The organism is Kitasatospora purpeofusca (genome assembly GCF_042691725.1).
GTDB classification, from domain to species: Bacteria; Actinomycetota; Actinomycetes; order Streptomycetales; family Streptomycetaceae; genus Kitasatospora; species Kitasatospora purpeofusca_B.
Genome location: NZ_CP170483.1, coordinates 7,393,199 through 7,413,810, shown reverse-complemented (window position 1 = coordinate 7,413,810; position 20,612 = coordinate 7,393,199). Strand labels below are relative to the sequence as shown.

General features: G+C 68.8%; 15 protein-coding genes and 3 rRNA genes. 9 read left to right on the top strand and 9 right to left on the bottom strand.

Going from position 1 to position 20,612, the window contains the following annotated elements; all coding sequences use genetic code 11:
* Positions 1-154 precede the first annotated feature (154 nt).
* The gene (locus ACFCLZ_RS32025; protein WP_380281376.1) at positions 155-1,372 is read left to right on the top strand and encodes a hypothetical protein; all 1,218 of its coding nucleotides are present in this window, start codon (positions 155-157) and stop codon (positions 1,370-1,372) included.
* Between the two features lie 28 nt (positions 1,373-1,400).
* On the opposite strand, the gene ACFCLZ_RS32020 is transcribed toward ACFCLZ_RS32025, so the two are convergent.
* The 7 genes from ACFCLZ_RS32020 to ACFCLZ_RS31990 all read right to left on the bottom strand — a co-directional run bounded on the left by ACFCLZ_RS32020 (position 1,401) and on the right by ACFCLZ_RS31990 (position 10,978).
* The gene (locus ACFCLZ_RS32020) at positions 1,401-2,090 is read right to left on the bottom strand and encodes a hypothetical protein (RefSeq protein ID WP_380281375.1); all 690 of its coding nucleotides are present in this window, start codon (positions 2,088-2,090) and stop codon (positions 1,401-1,403) included.
* A gap of 96 nt (positions 2,091-2,186) precedes the next feature.
* Positions 2,187-2,303: ribosomal RNA gene (rrf, locus tag ACFCLZ_RS32015) — 5S ribosomal RNA — on the bottom strand.
* Positions 2,304-2,390: 87 nt separating this feature from the next.
* A 23S ribosomal RNA gene (locus ACFCLZ_RS32010) occupies positions 2,391-5,511 on the bottom strand.
* A 256-nt stretch (positions 5,512-5,767) separates the two neighbouring features.
* Positions 5,768-7,291: ribosomal RNA gene (locus ACFCLZ_RS32005) — 16S ribosomal RNA — on the bottom strand.
* The 16S, 23S and 5S rRNA genes sit together here, the layout of an rRNA operon.
* A gap of 440 nt (positions 7,292-7,731) precedes the next feature.
* Complete coding sequence (locus tag ACFCLZ_RS32000; RefSeq protein WP_380286352.1) at positions 7,732-8,826, bottom strand: threonine aldolase family protein; 1,095 nt, start codon at positions 8,824-8,826, stop codon at positions 7,732-7,734.
* The gene (locus tag ACFCLZ_RS31995; protein WP_380281374.1) at positions 8,823-9,581 is read right to left on the bottom strand and encodes an SDR family NAD(P)-dependent oxidoreductase; all 759 of its coding nucleotides are present in this window, start codon (positions 9,579-9,581) and stop codon (positions 8,823-8,825) included. Before ACFCLZ_RS31995 ends, ACFCLZ_RS32000 begins: the two co-directional genes overlap by 4 nt.
* Entirely contained in the window at positions 9,578-10,978 is a 1,401-nt protein-coding gene (locus ACFCLZ_RS31990; RefSeq protein WP_380281373.1) for a DUF6421 family protein, read from the bottom strand. Before ACFCLZ_RS31990 ends, ACFCLZ_RS31995 begins: the two co-directional genes overlap by 4 nt.
* A gap of 263 nt (positions 10,979-11,241) precedes the next feature.
* Between ACFCLZ_RS31990 and ACFCLZ_RS31985 the strand changes: the two genes are divergently transcribed.
* From ACFCLZ_RS31985 to ACFCLZ_RS31965, 5 genes are all read left to right on the top strand, one after another.
* Positions 11,242-12,114: an ABC transporter substrate-binding protein gene (locus tag ACFCLZ_RS31985; RefSeq protein ID WP_380281372.1), complete on the top strand. Its 873-nt coding sequence runs from the start codon at positions 11,242-11,244 to the stop codon at positions 12,112-12,114.
* Positions 12,111-13,013, top strand: coding sequence for an amino acid ABC transporter permease (locus ACFCLZ_RS31980; protein WP_380281371.1), 903 nt, complete (start codon positions 12,111-12,113; stop codon positions 13,011-13,013). The genes ACFCLZ_RS31985 and ACFCLZ_RS31980 overlap by 4 nt, the downstream gene beginning before the upstream one ends.
* A complete protein-coding gene (locus tag ACFCLZ_RS31975; protein ID WP_380281370.1) occupies positions 13,010-13,786 on the top strand; it encodes an amino acid ABC transporter ATP-binding protein in 777 nt (258 codons plus the stop codon). Before ACFCLZ_RS31980 ends, ACFCLZ_RS31975 begins: the two co-directional genes overlap by 4 nt.
* A 191-nt stretch (positions 13,787-13,977) precedes the next feature.
* The gene (locus tag ACFCLZ_RS31970; RefSeq protein WP_380281369.1) at positions 13,978-14,559 is read left to right on the top strand and encodes a DUF5134 domain-containing protein; all 582 of its coding nucleotides are present in this window, start codon (positions 13,978-13,980) and stop codon (positions 14,557-14,559) included.
* A gap of 161 nt (positions 14,560-14,720) precedes the next feature.
* Positions 14,721-15,683, top strand: coding sequence for a M56 family metallopeptidase (locus tag ACFCLZ_RS31965; protein WP_380281368.1), 963 nt, complete (start codon positions 14,721-14,723; stop codon positions 15,681-15,683).
* Positions 15,684-15,723: 40 nt separating this feature from the next.
* On the opposite strand, the gene ACFCLZ_RS31960 is transcribed toward ACFCLZ_RS31965, so the two are convergent.
* Positions 15,724-16,155, bottom strand: a complete 432-nt coding sequence (locus tag ACFCLZ_RS31960; protein ID WP_380281367.1) for a MarR family winged helix-turn-helix transcriptional regulator — start codon at positions 16,153-16,155, stop codon at positions 15,724-15,726.
* Between the two features lie 88 nt (positions 16,156-16,243).
* Here ACFCLZ_RS31960 and ACFCLZ_RS31955 point away from each other — a divergent pair, with 88 nt between their 5' ends.
* Both ACFCLZ_RS31955 and ACFCLZ_RS31950 read left to right on the top strand, forming a co-directional pair.
* On the top strand, positions 16,244-17,767 hold the full coding sequence (locus ACFCLZ_RS31955) for an MFS transporter (protein ID WP_380281366.1): 1,524 nt from the start codon (positions 16,244-16,246) through the stop codon (positions 17,765-17,767).
* Between the two features lie 290 nt (positions 17,768-18,057).
* On the top strand, positions 18,058-18,636 hold the full coding sequence (locus tag ACFCLZ_RS31950; RefSeq protein WP_380281365.1) for a TetR/AcrR family transcriptional regulator: 579 nt from the start codon (positions 18,058-18,060) through the stop codon (positions 18,634-18,636).
* 84 nt (positions 18,637-18,720) lie between these two features.
* Here the strand turns inward: ACFCLZ_RS31950 and ACFCLZ_RS31945 are convergent, their stop codons facing one another.
* On the bottom strand, positions 18,721-19,431 hold the full coding sequence (locus ACFCLZ_RS31945; RefSeq protein ID WP_380281364.1) for a helix-turn-helix domain-containing protein: 711 nt from the start codon (positions 19,429-19,431) through the stop codon (positions 18,721-18,723).
* Positions 19,432-19,850: 419 nt separating this feature from the next.
* On the opposite strand from ACFCLZ_RS31945, the gene ACFCLZ_RS31940 reads away from it, so the two are divergent.
* On the top strand, positions 19,851-20,378 hold the full coding sequence (locus tag ACFCLZ_RS31940) for an ATP-binding protein (protein ID WP_380281363.1): 528 nt from the start codon (positions 19,851-19,853) through the stop codon (positions 20,376-20,378).
* The last annotated feature ends 234 nt before the right edge of the window (positions 20,379-20,612 follow it).

Genomic DNA, 20,612 nt, shown 5'->3' with positions numbered 1-20,612 from the left:
CGCCCCCGCGAACGGATGACTCTCCGTCCCCGAGCGGACGCGGACCGTCGCGTGTCGCCCCGTCCGCCTCGCTCCGATCTGACACAGTGACAGCTCCTTCGGGGGGCTCACGCCCGGCCTCGCCGGACGGATCGGAGACGGAGATGAGACGCGGATGACCCGCACACGGACACGGCTCTCGGACACCACCACCACCCACCGCACCACCACCAGGGCCCGCACCCGCCACCGCGCCGGTGCGGGCCTGCTGCTCGCCGGGACCCTGCTCACCGGCTGCGGCGCCCAGCCCGGCGAGATCCCGCTCAGCGAGATCCGCGCCGAATCCCCGTCCCCCACCCCGACCCCGGCCGTCGAACCGGCCGTCGCCGACGCCACCGCCGGCGTGGTCGGCGCCGACGCGGCGACCCCGACCGCCCCGCCCGCCCTCAACGGCCTCATCGCCGGCCGGGTCTTCCTCGACCAGGACCGCCTCACCAGCGCGATCTTCTCCGTCACCGCCGACGGCAGGACCCGCCGGCAACTCACCCAGCCGGCCGACCGGACCCGCGACGACCATCCCTCCTGGTCCCCCGACGGCACCACGCTCGCCTTCGACCGCACCGGCGGCGACTCCCCCGGCCGGATCTGGACCGCGAGCGCCGACGGCCAGAACGCCCGTCAGCTGGGATCGCTCTGCGAGGCCGGCACCCCCGAATGCCTCAACGAGACGGAGACCGCGCCCTCCTGGTCCCCCGACGGCAACCAGCTCGCCTTCACCCGCACCTGGGGCACCTCGGACCCGACGACCGAGCAGATCCAGTACAGCGACCTCTACGTCATCGCCCCCGACGGCACCACCGCCCAGCGGATCACCTTCCTCACCAACGACACCCCGTACTCCGGCACCGTCACCGACCCGGCCTGGTCCCCCGACGGCAAGCAGCTCGTCTTCTCCTACCGGACCAGCGCCACCGGCCAGCCCGCCAACAGCCGCGCGCTCTACATCGTCAACGCCGACGGCACCGGCCTGCGCCGCCTCACCCCGTGGGAACTGCGGGCCGGCGACCGCGCCAACTGGTCCCCCGACGGCAGCCGCATCGTCTTCACCACCTACCCGGCCGACCCCGACAACGCCCCGGGCGGCGGCATCTACACCGTCCACCCCGACGGCACGGCCGTCGAGGCGCTCACCCCCGGCCCGTCCGACATCACCTACGGCGTCGCCTCCTACTCCCCCGACGGCACCGCGATCGCCTTCGCCCAGGCCCCCGCCGGCGGAACCTCCGAGCTCTACACCATGCGCGCCGACGGCTCCGGCGTCGCCCGGGTCACCGACACCCCCGGCCCCGGGGAGGGCCGCCCCAACTGGGGCACGGCCCAGCCGCAGAGCTGACCCCGACGGCGGCTCGGCCGGCACCCGCTCAGGAGAGCGTCGGCCGAGCCGTCAGATCCCCCACCCGGAGCTTCGACTGCACCCGCTTCATCAGCTCCTCGCCCAGCGAACGGGCCTGCGTCTCACAGGTGTTCACCGCCTTCACGGCCTCCGCGTCGGCGGTGCTGCCCGCGTAGCACTCCAGCTCCAGCCGGACGATCAGGTTCCCGTCGACGAACGCGGCCTTCCAAACCAGGTCCTTCCTCGTCTCGTCCCGCACCACGACGCGATGGCCGGCCTCTCCGATCGAAGCCGTCCTCTCGAACCGCCTGCGGGCGTCGGGGGAAAGGGTCTCCCTGGGCGACTCGGCATTGTGGAGACCCGCCTGGTACCAGCCGAACGCGACCTCCTGCTTGTCGTACGTACGGACGTCCATGTCCAGCTTCCAGTACTCGTCGCGCTCGCCGCCGGTGCTCTCCGCCCGGCACGAGCGCCAGATCCCCTCGTCCGACCCGCCCGGCGGCCCGTCCGAGGCGCGCCCGTCGCTCTCCTTCCCCGGCAGGCCGACGCGACCGATCTCCTTGCAGAGGTCATCGGCCGCCCGGTACCACCCCGCGGGCGGCTTCGCGCCTTGGTCCTTCCCGTCGCCGCTGCTGCTGCACGCCGTCAGCGCCGCCAGCATCACCCCGGCAGCGCCGAGCATCGCCGCGCCTTTACGAGTACCGGTTCGCGTCATCATCGCGCCAGACTAGAACTGACGGGCCGTCACCACCAGGGGGCTGCCGAACGCAAAGAACCCCCGCCGGAATACCGGCGGGGGTTCTTCTCAAAATTTGTTCGGCGGCGTCCTACTCTCCCACAGGGTCCCCCCTGCAGTACCATCGGCGCTGTAAGGCTTAGCTTCCGGGTTCGGAATGTAACCGGGCGTTTCCCTCACGCTATGACCACCGAAACACTATGAAACTGTCAACCGCACCCACACCGTGACCAGACGTGTGGGGGTCGTTGTTTCAGAACAACACAGTGGACGCGAGCAACTGAGGACAAGCCCTCGGCCTATTAGTACCGGTCAACTCCACCCCTCACAGGGCTTCCATATCCGGCCTATCAACCCAGTCGTCTACTGGGAGCCTTACCCTCTCAAGGAGGTGGGAGTGCTCATCTCGAAGCAGGCTTCCCGCTTAGATGCTTTCAGCGGTTATCCCTCCCGAACGTAGCCAACCAGCCATGCCCTTGGCAGAACAACTGGCACACCAGAGGTTCGTCCGTCCCGGTCCTCTCGTACTAGGGACAGCCCTTCTCAACACTCCTACGCGCACAGCGGATAGGGACCGAACTGTCTCACGACGTTCTAAACCCAGCTCGCGTACCGCTTTAATGGGCGAACAGCCCAACCCTTGGGACCTACTCCAGCCCCAGGATGCGACGAGCCGACATCGAGGTGCCAAACCATCCCGTCGATATGGACTCTTGGGGAAGATCAGCCTGTTATCCCCGGGGTACCTTTTATCCGTTGAGCGACGGCGCTTCCACAAGCCACCGCCGGATCACTAGTCCCTACTTTCGTACCTGCTCGACCCGTCAGTCTCACAGTCAAGCTCCCTTGTGCACTTACACTCAACACCTGATTGCCAACCAGGCTGAGGGAACCTTTGGGCGCCTCCGTTACTCTTTAGGAGGCAACCGCCCCAGTTAAACTACCCACCAGACACTGTCCCTGATCCGGATCACGGACCCAGGTTAGACATCCAGCACGACCAGAGTGGTATTTCAACGACGACTCCACCATGACTGGCGTCACGGCTTCAAAGTCTCCCACCTATCCTACACAAGCCGAACCGAACACCAATATCAAGCTATAGTAAAGGTCCCGGGGTCTTTCCGTCCTGCTGCGCGAAACGAGCATCTTTACTCGTAATGCAATTTCACCGGGCCTATGGTTGAGACAGTCGAGAAGTCGTTACGCCATTCGTGCAGGTCGGAACTTACCCGACAAGGAATTTCGCTACCTTAGGATGGTTATAGTTACCACCGCCGTTTACTGGCGCTTAAGTTCTCAGCTTCGCCCCACCGAAATGGAGCTAACCGGTCCCCTTAACGTTCCAGCACCGGGCAGGCGTCAGTCCGTATACATCGCCTTACGGCTTCGCACGGACCTGTGTTTTTAGTAAACAGTCGCTTCTCGCTGGTCTCTGCGGCCACCCCCAGCTCGGAGTGCAAGACTCGTCACCAGGAATGGCCCCCCTTCTCCCGAAGTTACGGGGGCATTTTGCCGAGTTCCTTAACCATAGTTCACCCGAACGCCTCGGTATTCTCTACCTGACCACCTGAGTCGGTTTGGGGTACGGGCCGCCATGAAACTCGCTAGAGGCTTTTCTCGACAGCATAGGATCATCCACTTCACCACAATCGGCTCGGCATCAGGTCTCAGCCTTAATGTGAGGCGGATTTGCCTACCTCACGGCCTACACCCTTACCCCGGGACAACCACCGCCCGGGCTGGACTACCTTCCTGCGTCACCCCATCGCTCACCTAATACGAGGTTGGATCGCCGGCTCCACCACTCCCCTTTGTCCGAAGACTCCGGGACGGCTTCACGGGCTTAGCATCACTCGGTTCAGCGTTGGCGCTTCAAAGCGGGTACGGGAATATCAACCCGTTGTCCATCGACTACGCCTGTCGGCCTCGCCTTAGGTCCCGACTTACCCTGGGCAGATCAGCTTGACCCAGGAACCCTTGGTCAATCGGCGCAAGAGTTTCCCACTCTTGTATCGCTACTCATGCCTGCATTCTCACTCGTATACCGTCCACGACTGGTTTCCACCGCCGCTTCACCCGGCACACGACGCTCCCCTACCCATCACAGCAGGCGTTGGCCCTTCATGCTGCAATGACACGACTTCGGTGATGTGCTTGAGCCCCGCTACATTGTCGGCGCGGAATCACTTGACCAGTGAGCTATTACGCACTCTTTCAAGGGTGGCTGCTTCTAAGCCAACCTCCTGGTTGTCTCTGCGACTCCACATCCTTTCCCACTTAGCACACGCTTAGGGACCTTAGTCGGTGTTCTGGGCTGTTTCCCTCTCGACCATGGAGCTTATCCCCCACAGTCTCACTGCCACGCTCTCACTTACCGGCATTCGGAGTTTGGCTAAGGTCAGTAACCCGGTGAGGCCCATCGCCTATCCAGTGCTCTACCTCCGGCAAGAAACACGTGACGCTGCACCTAAATGCATTTCGGGGAGAACCAGCTATCACGGAGTTTGATTGGCCTTTCACCCCTAACCACAGGTCATCCCCCAGGTTTTCAACCCTGGTGGGTTCGGTCCTCCACGAAGTCTTACCTCCGCTTCAACCTGCCCATGGCTAGATCACTCCGCTTCGGGTCTTGGGCATGCAACTCAAACGCCCTATTCGGACTCGCTTTCGCTACGGCTACCCCACACGGGTTAACCTCGCTACACACCGCAAACTCGCAGGCTCATTCTTCAAAAGGCACGCAGTCACGGCCATGGTCCGAAGACCACAACGACGCTCCCACGGCTTGTAGGCACACGGTTTCAGGTACTATTTCACTCCGCTCCCGCGGTACTTTTCACCATTCCCTCACGGTACTATCCGCTATCGGTCACCAGGGAATATTTAGGCTTAGCGGGTGGTCCCGCCAGATTCACACGGGATTTCTCGGGCCCCGTGCTACTTGGGAGTTCTTCAAACGAGCCGTACAGATTTCGCCTACGGGGGTCTTACCCTCTACGCCGGACCTTTCGCATGTCCTTCGACTATCCATACGGTTTCTGACTCGCCGACCGGCCGGCAGACCGATCAAGAAAAATCCCACGACCCCATCAGCGCAACCCCTGCCGGGTCTCACACGCTCATGGTTTAGCCTCATCCGGTTTCGCTCGCCACTACTCCCGGAATCACGGTTGTTTTCTCTTCCTGCGGGTACTGAGATGTTTCACTTCCCCGCGTTCCCTCCACATACCCTATGTGTTCAGGTATGGGTGACAGCCCATGACGACTGCCGGGTTTCCCCATTCGGAAACCCCCGGATCAAAGCCTGGTTGACGGCTCCCCGGGGACTATCGTGGCCTCCCACGTCCTTCATCGGTTCCTGGTGCCAAGGCATCCACCGTGCGCCCTTAAAAACTTGGCCACAGATGCTCGCGTCCACTGTGCAGTTCTCAAACAACGACCAGACACCCACCTGACAAAGCATGGGACCGGCATCACTGAGGTACGTTTCCGTTCCCTCAGGACCCAACAACGTGCCCGACACGACCCAGACCATGACTCTCTTCCACGCCGAAGCAGTACTAGGAGACAAGTCCGAAACCGTGCCGAATAGTCAACGTTCCACCCATGAGCAACCGTGCAGGACATTCGCCTGCAAGCGGCATATTGCTCCTTAGAAAGGAGGTGATCCAGCCGCACCTTCCGGTACGGCTACCTTGTTACGACTTCGTCCCAATCGCTGGTCCCACCTTCGACGGCTCCTCCCCTTACGGGTTAGGCCACCGGCTTCGGGTGTTACCGACTTTCGTGACGTGACGGGCGGTGTGTACAAGGCCCGGGAACGTATTCACCGCAGCATGCTGATCTGCGATTACTAGCAACTCCAACTTCATGGGGTCGAGTTGCAGACCCCAATCCGAACTGAGGCCGGCTTTTTGGGATTCGCTCCGCCTCACGGCATCGCAGCCCTTTGTACCGACCATTGTAGCACGTGTGCAGCCCAAGACATAAGGGGCATGATGATTTGACGTCGTCCCCACCTTCCTCCGAGTTGACCCCGGCAGTCTCCTGTGAGTCCCCATCACCCCGAAAGGCATGCTGGCAACACAGAACAAGGGTTGCGCTCGTTGCGGGACTTAACCCAACATCTCACGACACGAGCTGACGACAACCATGCACCACCTGTATACCGACCACAAGGGGGCGACTATCTCTAGCCGTTTCCGGTATATGTCAAGCCTTGGTAAGGTTCTTCGCGTTGCGTCGAATTAAGCCACATGCTCCGCTGCTTGTGCGGGCCCCCGTCAATTCCTTTGAGTTTTAGCCTTGCGGCCGTACTCCCCAGGCGGGGAACTTAATGCGTTAGCTGCGGCACCGACGACGTGGAATGTCGCCAACACCTAGTTCCCAACGTTTACGGCGTGGACTACCAGGGTATCTAATCCTGTTCGCTCCCCACGCTTTCGCTCCTCAGCGTCAGTAATGGCCCAGAGATCCGCCTTCGCCACCGGTGTTCCTCCTGATATCTGCGCATTTCACCGCTACACCAGGAATTCCGATCTCCCCTACCACACTCTAGCCTGCCCGTATCGAATGCAGACCCGGGGTTAAGCCCCGGGCTTTCACATCCGACGCGACAGGCCGCCTACGAGCTCTTTACGCCCAATAATTCCGGACAACGCTCGCACCCTACGTATTACCGCGGCTGCTGGCACGTAGTTAGCCGGTGCTTCTTCTGCAGGTACCGTCACTTGCGCTTCTTCCCTGCTGAAAGAGGTTTACAACCCGAAGGCCGTCATCCCTCACGCGGCGTCGCTGCATCAGGCTTTCGCCCATTGTGCAATATTCCCCACTGCTGCCTCCCGTAGGAGTCTGGGCCGTGTCTCAGTCCCAGTGTGGCCGGTCGCCCTCTCAGGCCGGCTACCCGTCGTCGCCTTGGTAGGCCATTACCCCACCAACAAGCTGATAGGCCGCGGGCTCATCCTGCACCGCCGGAGCTTTACACCCAGGACCATGCGGTCCCAGGTCATATCCGGTATTAGACCCCGTTTCCAGGGCTTGTCCCAGAGTGCAGGGCAGATTGCCCACGTGTTACTCACCCGTTCGCCACTGATCCACCCCGAAGGGCTTCACCGTTCGACTTGCATGTGTTAAGCACGCCGCCAGCGTTCGTCCTGAGCCAGGATCAAACTCTCCGTGAATGATTACCCGGCCCCGATATTTAACCGAGCCGGTTCACACCCGCGTTGAGCGGCACGGCAACCACCGGAATTAGGTGATCCCGCGCACTGCGTCCTCGCTAGTGTTATTTCAAAAGGAATCTCCAACCCCGAAACAAGTCCGAGGCCGGGGATGTCAACATATCTGGCGTTGACTTTTGGCACGCTGTTGAGTTCTCAAGGAACGGACGCTTCCATCAGGCGGCTTTCACACCGGCCCTCCGGGCGCTTCGTTCTTTCGTGTTTCCAGCTTATCAGATGTTTTCCGCTCCGTTTTCCGGAGTTTCATTCATCGGACTTCGCTTTCCGCTTGTCCCCGCTCTCTCGCGGCGACTCCGGAACTGTATGGGAGGCGGCACGCCACATGCAAATCGTCCCGCCCTGCTGACGCAGGACGGGACGATCGGCCGTCGGAGCCGGCCTCAGGCGCGGGCCATCTCCTCGGCGATGGCCGCCGCGAAGGCGTCGATGTCCGCCTCCGTGGTGTCGAAGGAACACATCCAGCGGACCTCGCCCGTGTGCTCGTTCCAGAAGTAGAAGCGGTAGCGCTTCTGCAGCCGCTCGCTCACCTCGCGCGGGAGGATCGCGAACACCGCGTTCGCCTGGGCCGGGCGGACGACGGTCACGCCGTCGATCCCGCGGACGGCCGCTTCCAGGCGGCCGGCCATGGCGTTGGCGTGGCCGGCGTTGCGGAGGTAGAGGTCGCCGGAGAGCAGCGCCTCGAACTGGACCGAGACGAAGCGCATCTTCGACGCGAGCTGCATCGAGGTCTTGCGCAGGAACTTGATGTTCCGGACCTTCTCGGGGTTGAGCACGACCACGCACTCGCCGAACAGCAGGCCGTTCTTCGTGCCGCCGAAGGACAGCACGTCGACGCCCACGTCCGTGGTGAAGGCGCGCAGCGGGACCCCGAGCGAGGCGGCCGCGTTGGCCAGGCGCGAGCCGTCCACGTGGACCAGCATGCCGAGCTGGTGCGCGTGGTCGACGATCGCCCGGATCTCCTCCACGGTGTAGAGGGTGCCGAGCTCGGTGCTCTGGGTGATCGAGACCGCGAGCGGCTGGGCGCGGTGCTCGTCGCCGTAGCCCCAGGCCTGCTGGTCGATGAGCTCGGGGGTGAGCTTGCCGTCCGGGGTGGGAACGGTGAGCAGCTTGATGCCGCCCATCTTCTCCGGCGCGCCGCCCTCGTCCACGTTGATGTGGGCGGTATCGGCCGCGATCACCGCGCCCCAGCGCGGGAGCAGGGCCTGCAGGGCGACGACGTTGGCGCCGGTGCCGTTGAAGACGGGGTAGGCCTCCGCCTGCTCGCCGAAGTGGCGGCGGAAGACGTCCTGCAGGTGGACGGTGTAGTCGTCCTCGCCGTAGGAGATCTGGTGGCCGCCGTTGGCGAGGGCTATCGCGGTGAGGATCTCGGGGTGCACGCCGGCGTAGTTGTCGCTGGCGAAACCGCGGACGGCGGGGTCGTGCCGCCGTACCGCGTCCGTGCGGCCGGAGGGGTCGGTCGCGGAGATGTCGGTCATTGGGCTGTCAGCCACAGGTGCTGTCCGTTCAGTTCTTCTGCGGGGCGGTCCCAGAGGCCCGCCAGGTGTGCGGCGAGGTCGGCGGTGTCGGTGAAGCCGGCGAACTTGGCGTCCGGCTTCTCGGCCCGCATCTCGGGACTGACCAACGCCTTGATCACCAGGATGGCAGCCGCGGCGGTGGGCTTGCCGTCCTCGGCGGTGGTCTCCTTGCGGAAGGAGTCCGCCATGGCGAGCGTCCAGGCCTCGGTGGCGGCCTTGGCGGCGGCGTAGGCGGCGCCGCCCGCGGTGGGCTTGTGGGCGGCGGCGGCGGAGATCATCGCGTACCGGCCGGACTCGCTGCGGAGCAGGGCGGGCTGGAACGCCAGCGAGGTGTGCTGGAGGGTACGCACGACGGTGTCGTGCAGGAAGTCCCAGTCGTCGAGGCGGCTGTCGAAGAAGGTCTTGCTGCCGCGCCAGCCGCCGACGAGGTGGAACACGCCGTCGACGTGGCCGTGCTCGGCCTCCAGGTGGTCGGCCCAGTCGTGGACCTCCTGCGGGTCGAGGAGGTCGATGACCTGGCCGCTGAGCCGGGCTCCGCGCACGGCGACGCGCACGCCGTCGAGCGCGGACTCCAGGCGCCGGGCGTCGATGTCGGCGCCGATGACGGTGGCGCCGTCGGCGGCGAGGCGGCGCAGCACGGCCTGGCCGGCCGGGCCGCTGGCTCCGGCGACGGCGATGACCTTGCCGGTCAGCGGTCCCTTGGGTGCGGTGGTCACGCGGCAACTCCCTGCAGGCCGGCACCGGTGATGCCGGCGGTCGAGGCGATGACTCCGCCGAGCTTCTTCGAGAGGGCCTCGTAGAACATGCTCAGCGGGAACTCGTCGGGGAGCACAGCGTCGCACAGCGCCTTGTTGAGCGCCTTGCCGTCGGTGATGTCGAACGGGAGCGCCTCGGTGCCCTTCGCCCAGGTGGAGGCGGGGTGCGGGGTGAGGTAGCGGGAGACCAGCTCGTAGGCGGCGATCCAGTGGGCCGGCTTGGGGCGGTCGATGCCGTCGCGGTAGAGGGTCTCGATCTCGGCGCACAGCGCGTTGGTGACCTGCGGGGCGCGGTCCCAGTCGATGCTGAGGCGGTTGTCGCGCCAGGTCAGCGCGTCGTGCTTGTGCAGGTAGGCGAAGAGCAGCTGGCCGCCCATGCCGTCGTAGTTGCGCACGCGGTCGCCGGTGACCGGGAAGCGGAAGAGGCGGTCGAAGAGGATCGCGTACTGGACGTCGCGGGCGTGCTCGTTGCCCTCGGACTCCAGCTTCACCGCCTCCTTGAAGGTGGTGAGGTCGCAGCGGAGCTCCTCCAGGCCGTACATCCAGAACGGGCTGCGCTGCTTGATCATGAAGGGGTCGAACGGCAGGTCGCCGTGGCTGTGGGTCCGGTCGTGGATGAGGTCCCAGAGCACGAAGGTCTGCTGCGAGCGCTCCTGGTCCTCCAGCAGGCTCGCGGCGTCGGCGGGGATGTCCAGGCCGAGCAGCTCGACGGCGTTGGTGGAGACGACGCGGAAGCGGGCGGCCTCGCGGTCGCAGAAGATGCCGCCCCAGGTGAAACGTTCCGGCGCCTTGCGCACGGCCACGGTCTCGGGGAAGAGGACGGCGGAGTTGGTGTCGTAGCCGGCCGTGAAGTCATTGAAGGTGATCGGCACGAACATCGGGTTGTCGAAGCGGGTGCGCTCCAGCTCGGCCAGCCACTCGGGCCACACGACGTTCAGCAGGACGGCCTCGATGTTGCGGTCCGGGTTGCCGTTCTGGGTGTACATCGGGAAGACGACCAGGTGCTGCAGGCCGTCCTCGCGCTGGTCGGCGGGCTGGAAGGCGAGCAGCGAGTCCAGGAAGTCGGGCTCCCGGTAGCCGGTGTCGGCCCACTTGGCCAGGTCCGCGTCGACGGCGGCCAGGTAGCCGGCGTCGTGCGGGAAGTGCGGGGCCAGCTCCGCGACGGCGGTGCGCACGGTCGCGACCAGCGGGTCGACGGTGTGGCGCTGCACGGCGGACAGGTCGATGGAGCCGTCCTTGGACTGCAGGGGGCGCAGGGACTCGACGGCGTCCTTCAGACGCAGCCAGGCCGGGTGCTCGGCGAGGTTCTGGACCGGGGCGTCGGCCGCCACAGCGAGCCTTGGCGAAAGATTCTGCATCGGGGACTCACTTCGACAGGAGGGTTTTCAACGAGACCACCATAAGTACGAAAGGTTCTTCTGTTCAAGGGGGGTCTTGGCGGCGGATCTGCGGTGAGCGGCGGCCGGAGCGCGTGTGGCGGGCGCGTGAACAGTCGACGGGATCTTCCGGACAGCGCGGGGCGAAGCCTCCCAAGGCGACGATGCCGCGCGTGTCCGGGCCCCGCCACCGGGGGAGGTTCCCCACCCAACCGGTCCGACCCTCCGCGCCCAGGAGCACCGCCATGCCCCTCCCCCGCACCTCCGCCGTCGCCGTCCTGCTCGCCACAGCCGTGCTGGCCGCGGTCACCGGCTGCGCCGCCGAGGAGCCCGCCGCCGGCCCTGGCGCGTCGGCTTCGGGCGCCGCCGACTGCGCGCCCGGCGCGCTGCCCACCCGGACGGCGGGGACGCTGGCCGTCGGCACCGACAAGCCCGCCTACCAGCCGTGGTTCACGGACGACCGGCCGGAGAACGGCAAGGGCTTCGAGTCGGCGGTGGCGTACGCGGTCGCGGCGAAGCTCGGCTACCCGAAGGAGAAGGTGTCCTGGGTGGTCACGCCGTTCGGCAAGGCGACCGCGCCCGGCCCCAAGGACTTCGACTTCGACGTCAACCAGGTGTCGATCAGCGCCGAGCGCCGTCAGGCGGTCGACTTCTCCTCCGGCTACTACGACGTCCGGCAGGCGGTGATCGCGCTGAAGAACTCCAAGGCCGCCTCGGCCCGCGGCCTGGCCGACCTGAAGGGGGTCAAGCTCGGCGCGCAGGTCGGCACCACCAGCCTGGAGGCGATCACCGGCACCATCCGGCCGACGGCGCAGCCCGCCGTCTTCGACTCCAACGACCTCGCGAAGGCGGCGCTGCGCAACGGCCAGGTCGAGGCGCTGGTGGTGGACCTGCCGACGGCCTTCTACATCACCGGCGCGGAGGTGACGCAGGCTCAGGTCGTCGGCCAGCTGGCCGGGGCGGGCGGCGGCGAGCAGTTCGGGCTGGTGCTGGACAAGGGGTCGCGGCTGACAGGCTGTGTCTCGGCCGCGGTGGACGCGCTGCGGGCGGACGGCACGCTGGCGAGGCTGGAGAAGGAGTGGCTGTCCGACGCCGTCGCGGCCCCCGTTCTCCGGTGAGCGCCGACGAGGCGGCGGGCGCGTCCGTCACGAAGGAGGCGGCCGCCCCGGACCGGTACCGGCCCTCGGCGCGGCGGCTGGCCCACGAGGCCTACCGCCGCCGGCGCGCCCGCCGTTCGGCGCTGATCGCCACCGCCTCGACCATGGTGACGGCCGGCGCGCTGCTCGCGCTGCTGGTCGGCTCGCCGGGCTGGCCGGCCGTGCGGCGGTCGTTCCTCAGCGCCGAGTACGCCCGGCAGGCGCTGCCCGAGGTGCTCAAGGGGCTGCGGATCAACCTGGAGCTGATGGCCGTCTGCGGGGTGCTGATCCTGGTGCTCGGCCTGGTGCTCGCGGCCCTGCGCACGCTGCGCGGGCCGGTCTTCCTGCCGGTGCGGCTGCTGGCCACCGCGTACGTGGACTTCTTCCTCGGCCTGCCGATGATCATCTGCCTGCTGGTGATGATCACCGGTGTCCCGGCGCTGCGGCTGACCGGGGTGACCACCGACCCGCTGTGGCTGGGCGGCGCGGCGCTGGTGCTGACGTACACGGCGTACGTGTCCGAGGTGTTCCGGGCCGGGATCGAGTCGGTGCACCCGGGCCAGCTGGCCGCCGCCCGCTCGCTGGGCCTGTCGCACGCCCAGGCGCTGCGGTTCGTGGTGCTGCCGCAGGCGGTGCGACGGGTGGTGCCGCCGCTGCTCAACAACCTGGTCAGCCTGCAGAAGGACACCGGTCTGGTGTCGATCGGCGGGGTGATCGACGCGGTGTACGCGGCGAAGATCATCAACGGCCGCTCGTTCAACTCCACCCCGTACCTGGTGGCGGCGCTCGTCTTCGTGGTGCTGACCATCCCGCTGACGCGGTTCACCGGCTGGCTGACCGCCCGGATGAACCGCCGCCGGGACCAAGGAGGGATGTCGTGACGGCCGCTCCCGCCGGCGCCGGGCCGGTCCTGCGGTTGGAGGCCGTGCGCAAGGGGTTCGGCGCCGGCCCGCCGGTGCTCCGCGAGGTGCACCTCACCGTCCCGGAGCACTCGGTGACGGCGCTGATCGGGGCGTCCGGCTGCGGCAAGTCGACGCTGCTGCGGTGCGTCAACCTGCTGGAGCGGATCGACGACGGGGCGGTCTTCCTGGACGGCGCGGAGATCACCGACCCTCGGGTGGACGAGGACGCCGTCCGGCGGCGGATCGGCGTGGTGTTCCAGGCCTACAACCTGTTCCCGCACCTGACGGTGCTGGAGAACGTGACGCTCGCCCCGCGCCGGGTGCACGGCGTGGCGCGCGGCGAGGCACGGGACCGGGCGCTGGAGCTGCTGGACCGGCTGGGCCTGGCCGCGAAGGCCCGGGAGTACCCGGACCGGCTCTCCGGCGGACAGCAGCAGCGGGTGGCCATCGTCCGGGCGCTGGTCACCGGGCCCCGGCTGCTGCTGCTCGACGAGATCACCGCCGCGCTCGATCCGGAGCTGGTCGGCGAGGTGCTGGCGGTGGTGCGGGACCTCAAGGAGCAGGGCATGACGATGCTGCTCGCCACGCACGAGATGGGGTTCGCGCGCGAGGTCGCCGACCGGGTGTGCTTCCTGGACGGCGGGGTGGTGCTCGAACAGGGGCCGCCGGAGCAGCTGTTCGGGGAACCGCGGCAGGAGCGGACCCGGCGGTTCCTCAGCCGGGTGATCGCCTCGGGCCGGCTCGCCCGGTAGCGGCGGGCGACCGGCCGAGCGGGCGGGCGGGCGACCGACCGGCGTGCCACCACCCGCGCGGGCGACCGGCGCTGACGGCCGGCCGCACCACGACCGGCACCTCCGTGCGCCCCCGTACGCGCCCTGCTGCGGGCCACGCCGAGCCGCGACCGTGGACGGGACGCCCGTCCGCGCCGCCCGGGAGGCCGCCGTTGCACGGTCCGAACCTGGTCAGCTGGTTGCTCGCCGCCCTCACCGCCGCCTCCGGGGGCTACTGCCTCTCCCGGCTGCGCCGCGCCCCGTGCGCACCGGCGCAGGGCGCGGCCGGCTCCGCGCGGGACGCCGGGCCGAAGCGGCTGCGCGCCCACGAGTCGGACCTCGCCGAGGGACTGATGGGCTGCGGGACGGCGGCCATGGCGGTGACCGGGACGGCCGTGCCGGGCGAGGTGTGGGCCTGGGTGTACGGCCCGCCCGCGGTGCTCCTGCTGGTCGCGGCCGTCCGCCGCCCGGCCCGGCGCGCGCACCGGCTGCACCACGCGGTCGGCGCGCTGGCGATGACGTACATGGCGCTGGCGATGACGGCCGGCCCCGGCCACGCCGGGCACCACGCGGCGGCGGGCTCGCCGGCGCTGACCGGCGCGCTGCTGGCCTACTTCGGCGGGTACGCGCTGTGGTCCGGCAGCCGGCTGCTGAGCGGGTCCGGCGGCACCGTGCCGGTGGCCGCGGCCGGACTGCCCCGGGCCTGCCGGCTGTCGGTGGTGATCGGCATGTTCGCCATGCTCCTGACCATGTAGCCGCCGAACAGCTCCCGGACAGCCACCGGAACCCGCCACGCCGGGGCGCGGCCGTGGCGTTGGTCACGGGTGGCCGAAAGTCGTACCGCCCCGCCCCGGCAGCGCATAAGTTGGCGGGAAGCGCACTGTCGCGCTCCGTGCGTCCTCGGGGAGCCCATGCCATGACGGCCCTGCTCGGCCTGCTGCTGCTCGGACTGCTGCTCGCCACCGCCGCTCCCCGGCTGCTGACCCGGGCGCGCTGGGTGGAGCGCGAACCGGTGCTGGCGCTGCTGGTCTGGCAGTGCCTGGTGGTGGCCGTGCTGCTGTGCTGCGCGCTGAGCCTGGTGCTCGCCGCGATGGCCGCCCTCCCCGCCCTGCGCGGGGTGCTGTTCTCCTGTGCGCCGAACGGCGTGGAGGCCGCGTACGGGCTGCACAACGCGGAGGGCTGGGGCCGGCTCTGCGCGGCGGTACTGGCGGCGGGCGGTCTGCAGACGGTGGTCGCGCTGACCCGCGAGGTCCGGACGGCGAAGGCGCTGCGTGCCCGTCGGCACGCCCAACTGGCCGAGCTGTCACCGCCGTTGCCCGAGTCGATCGAGCCGCCCTCGGGCCAGGGCGCCCGGCCGCGCCGGGAGCGGCTGGTGGTGCTGGAGAACGTCCGCCCGGAGGCCTGGTCGCTGCCGGGAAGCGACTCCCGGCTGGTGGTGACCACCGGGGCGATGCGCCAGCTGACCGACCGGGAGCTGGCGGCGGTTCTCAGCCACGAGCGCGGGCACGTCCGGGCCCGGCACCACTGGCTGGCACAGGGCGCCCAGGCCCTCGCCTCCGGGTTCCCCGGGGTCGGGGTGTTCAGCGCCTTCCGGGACCAGGTGGGCGAGCTGGTGGAGCTGGCGGCGGACGACCGGGCGGCGCGCCGGCACGGGCGGCACACCACGGCCCTGGCGCTGGCCGAGATCAATCTGGGGCGCGGGGTCTTCGGCTCCTGTCCGCCGGGGCTGGCGCAGTCCCCGAAGCGGGTGGACCGGCTGCTGGCGGGGCGGCCGCGGCTGTCCGTGCCGAACCGGCTGCGGCTGACCCTGGCCGCGGTGGCGGCGCCCGCCGCGGTCGTCGCCCTGGCCGCCGCGCCGGGCCTGCTCGCCCTGCGCTGACCGCACAACCGCCGCCCGCGGCCCGCGAGTTGGCGGTAGGTCAGTCCGCGATCGAGCCGCAGGCGCCCGTCGGGCCCTCGGCCAGGGTGAGCGAGAGCACCTCGCGGTGCAGCGGGCGCGCCTCGAGGTAGCGCCGATGGCCCTCGCCGGTCAGGGCGACCTCGATGCCGCGCCGGTCCGCGGCGCACATCGCCCGGGCGACCAGCCCGGCCTTCTCCAGCCGGCCGATCAGCCGGGAGAGCGCGCTCTGACTGAGGTGCACGGTGGGGGCCAGCTCCTGGACCCGCAGCCCGCCGCCGGTGCCGTCGCAACCCTCGACGAGGCGTTCGAGCACCTCGAACTCGCTCATGCCGAGGCCGTGCTTCTCGCCGAGTTCGCGGTCGAGCAGGCAGGCGGTCTGGGCATGCCGAGCCAGCAGGTCGCGCCACTGGGCGACCAGACCTGCCTCCGCCGGGGAGTCGAGTTCAGCCACGCCGCCACGGTATCACAAGCGGAAGCAACTTATGCGTTAACATCTTATTCACTTGCATTAGATGCATGTGCATGTAGTGTCTTGCGCCATGACCACAGCGACCGCCACGACACCCGACGCACCGTCAGCCGCCGGGGGCCACTGGACACCTCGCCTCTGGGGCACCCTGATCGTGCTCTGCGCCGCACTCTTCCTGGACACCCTGGACGTCTCGATGGTGGGTGTCGCCCTCCCGTCCATCGGCTCCGAACTGCACCTCTCGACCTCCACCCTGCAGTGGGTGGTCTCCGGCTACGTGCTCGGCTACGGCGGCCTGCTGCTGCTCGGCGGCCGCGCCGCCGACCTGCTCGGCCGTCGCCGGGTCTTCCTGACCGCACTCGCCGTCTTCGCCGCCGCCTCCCTGCTCGGCGGCCTGGTCGACGACGGCGGGCTGCTGATCGTCACCCGCTTCCTCAAGGGCGTCGCGGCCGCCTTCACCGCGCCGGCCGGCCTGTCGATCATCACCACGACGTTCCCCGAGGGCCCGGCCCGCAACCGGGCCCTGTCGATCTACACCACCTGCGGCGCCAGCGGCTTCTCGCTCGGCCTGGTCCTCAGCGGGCTGCTCACCTCGGTCGGCTGGCGCTGGACCTTCCTGGTGCCGGTCCCGATCGCGCTGATCGCGCTGGTCTTCGCCGTCCGGCTGCTCCCCCGCCCGGCCGACGAGAAGGCGCACGGCCGCTACGACGTGCTCGGCGCCATCACCGGCACCGGCTCCGTCCTGCTACTGGTCTTCACCGCCACCGAGGCGCAGGGTGCGGGCTGGCTCAGCGCCCGCACCCTGGGCTCGCTCGCCGTCGTGGTGCTGCTCGTCGCCGCCTTCCTGGTCGTCGAGAGCCGCACCGCGCACCCGCTGGTGCGGCTCGGCATCTTCCGCAACGGCGGGGTCGCCCGGGCCAATGTGATCGCCTTCGCGATGGCCGGCGCGTACGGCGGCTTCCAGTTCGTGGTCACCCTCTACCTGCAGGACCTGCTCGGCTGGTCGGCCCTGACGATGGCACTCGGGCTGCTCCCGGCCGGCGCGATGGTCGCCCTCTCCGCGCCCTTCATGGGGCCGGTGGTGGACCGCTTCGGCACCGGCCGGCTGCTGCCGATCGGCCTGCTGGCCCTGGCCGGCGCGTTCGCGCTGTTCCTGCGGCTGGACGAGCACGGCTCCTACCCGGTGCTGGTGCTGCCGTCGATCGTGCTGCTCGGCATCGGCTTCGCGCTGGCCTTCCCCTCGGTGAACATCGCCGCCACGGACGGGGTCGCCGACGACGAGCAGGGGCTCGCCTCCGGGCTGGTGAACACCGCGATCCAGGTGGGCACCGCGGTCGTGCTGGCCGGCGCCACCGCGATCATCACCGCCGGCACCGGCGGGGGCACCGACGCCCAGGCCCAGCTGGACGGCTACCGGCCCGCACTGCTCTTCGTCACCGGGGTCGCGCTGGTCGGTCTGGTGATCGCCGCCGCCGGCGCCGTGCTCGACCGGCGGAAGAAGGCAACTCCACGGCAGGTGCCGGATTATGATTATCCGTCAGTAGGCCGGGAAGACCTGGCTGAGCGGCGCGGCGAGGTCCTCAGCAAGAACTGACCCACAAGCGCCGACGACGGCAGGGGCCCTTCGACCGAAGGGGCCTCGCGCCGGAGTCCGGACCTCGCCGTCGGACCAGGCGCCGGCTCTACCAAACCCCCGTGTTGGTAGGGCCGGCGCCTCCGTACGGACCGAACAGGGCCGCCCGACCAAGGGCCGGCCGCCCCGGTTCGGTCGCCGGCCCGGCCAGTATATTGGCCGCCAGCCAACGAACGTACGGAGCAGACACGATGGCACCTCGCGGGGATTCGGTCAATGAGGAGATGCGGCAGCGCTCCCGGCGACGCATCATGAGGGCCACCGTCGAGCTGGTGGAACAGCGCGGATACGCCGGCACCACGCTGACCGACATCGCCGAGCGGGCCGGACTCGCGCGCGGGCTGCTGTCCTACTACTTCGACGGCAAACGGCTGCTGATGCAGTCCGCGACCCACCGGATGATGCACCAGTCGCTCTCCGCCGCGCTCGACGAGCTGGCCCCCGACGCGGGCCCGGAGGCCCGGCTGGCCAGGGCCATCGACACGGTGCTCGGCCTGGCGATGGACCACCCGCGGGTGATGCGCTCGCACCTCGCGCTGATCCTCGACCCGGACACCGGCGCCTTCGTCCAGGACCCGGAGCAGCAGCGGCTCGGCGCGATCCTCCAGGGACTGCTGCGCGACTGGGGGGCGCCGGACCCGGCGGCCGAGCACGCGGTGCTGCGCAGCGCGCTGATGGGCGGTTGCATAGGCGTGCTGCTGCCCGGGGCGGAGCTTTCGCTGGCCCCGATCCGCGCCGATCTGTTCCGCCGCTACGACCTGCCCTGGCAGCTGGGCCGCCCGCCACAGCCCCTCCCGCCGGAACGGGAGCGGCCGCCGGCCCGCGGCTGACCCGCGGCGGCCGGCGGCCGCTCCTGCGTCGTGCTCCGGTCGTCTCCCGGTTTCCCGCTTTCCCAGTCGCCTCCCGGCTCCCGCTCAGCGCTCCTTCAGGATCGAGGCCAGCAGGTCGATGGTGCGCTCGGGCGTGAGACTGTCCACGCAGAGCCGCTCCATGACCTGGATGACCACGTTGGCCTGCTCGGCGGCGTCGATCAGGTACTGGACCTGGCCGCGCATCACCTTGGGCCCGCCGACCGGCCGGCGCAGCGCGGCCTCGTCGATGACCGCCCAGAGCCGCGGGCTGTTGCCCTCGGTGACCAGCTTCTGACGGCGCATGCGCAGGCTGACCCGGCGCTCCACCTCCTCCTCGCTGATCACCGGCCGACTCTGGCCGAAAACCGCCCGTGCGTACTCCTCGGACTGGAGCAGGCCGGGGACGAACTGGACCTCGTAGGTACGGATGAGGGCAGCGGCCTCCTCCAGGCCGACATAGGTCTGGAACCAGCCCGGCAGGACGTCGTTGAAGCTGTGCCACCAGCCCGACTTGTTCGCCTCGCGGACCAGGCCGAGCAGTGCCTCGCGTTCGAGGCCGTCGTCCACGCCGTAGAGGCTGAGCAGGTCGGCGACGTCACGTTCCTTGAAGCTGACCCGGCCGAGTTCCATGCGGCTGATCTTGGACTCGGAGGCGCGAATCGCGTAGCCCGCATCCTCGCGGGTGATGCCGCGCGTCTCGCGGAGCCGGCGCAGCTGGGAGCCGAGGAGGATCCGGCGGACCATCGAGCCGCCGCCCGGCTGAACTGTGGTCATGCGGTCCTAACCTCCACCTAGGGCAAACAGCGCACAGTCTGCCATCAGTTGAGCGCTCACGGTGCCGATACTGACGGATGTTCCTATCAGTTCTGCGCTCCACGCACCAGGATGCACGTGCATCCGGCGCTTGCATATGCCATTTGAACGACTGCACGTGAATCGACTCTTGCATCTGCAGTGAGCGCAGAGCACGATGGTGCACGTGCACCTGCACATCCCTGGCAATCCCGCGGGCTCCGCGTCGACCCCACGCGCGATTCCGTGCACCGGCCCGGCAGCGCCCCCGCGCCTCCGGGCCCTCGTGCGCGCGCGCCTGGTCGGGTCGAGGGGCGGCCGCGCGGCCGAGCGAGTCGGAGGTGACCGGCATGACCCCGGCGGGTCCAGCCGTGTCCGCCCCCTTATGGGAGGAGCTCTTCATGAGCACCGGAACGGCTTTGGCAGTCGACCCCCATGTGGTCACCTGTACGCTCGCTCCCCGCTATGAGGCTGTCAGAACCGCGCGCGACTTCGCCAGAACCGCCCTGCAGCGCTGGGGGCTGGGCGAGCTCTTCGACGATGTCGCGCTGGTGGCCTCGGAGCTGGTGACCAACGCGCTGCGGCACGCGATCGGCGCGTGTCCCACCGCGGCGGACGACTACGACTTTCCCGGGCAACCGGCGGCGGAGAGCCGGCTGCCGATCCGAATAAGCCTCGTGCACCGCGCCCCCCAGGTGGTCTGCGCGGTGAGCGACCCCAGCAGTATCGGCCCGGTGGCCCGGGAGGCGGACTTCGTGGCGGAGTCCGGCCGGGGCCTGCACCTGGTCGACTCGTTCAGCCGCTCCTGGGGCTGGCACCCGCTGGGCGGCGGCAAGGTCGTCTGGGCGCTGTTCGAGGCGGAGGAGGCGCAGCGGGCGACTCCTGCCCCGGTGGCGGAGTTCGGCGGGCGGCACCGGCGCTCGGCCTGACCGGCCGACGTACGGCGACGACGTACGGCGACGCACGGGCGGCACCGCGTCCGAGCAGCACGACCTCGGGAACCACCACAGCACGGCGAACGACACCCCGGCAGCGGCGACCGGCGGCCCTCGGGCAGCGGGCACCGGCAGCCCCCGGCGGTGACGTCCCTCCGATCCGCGTGCGGCGGCTCGGCACGGCGGCGGGCGGGAGCCGTGGCGTTCCCGGCGCGTTCGGGGGCGTGG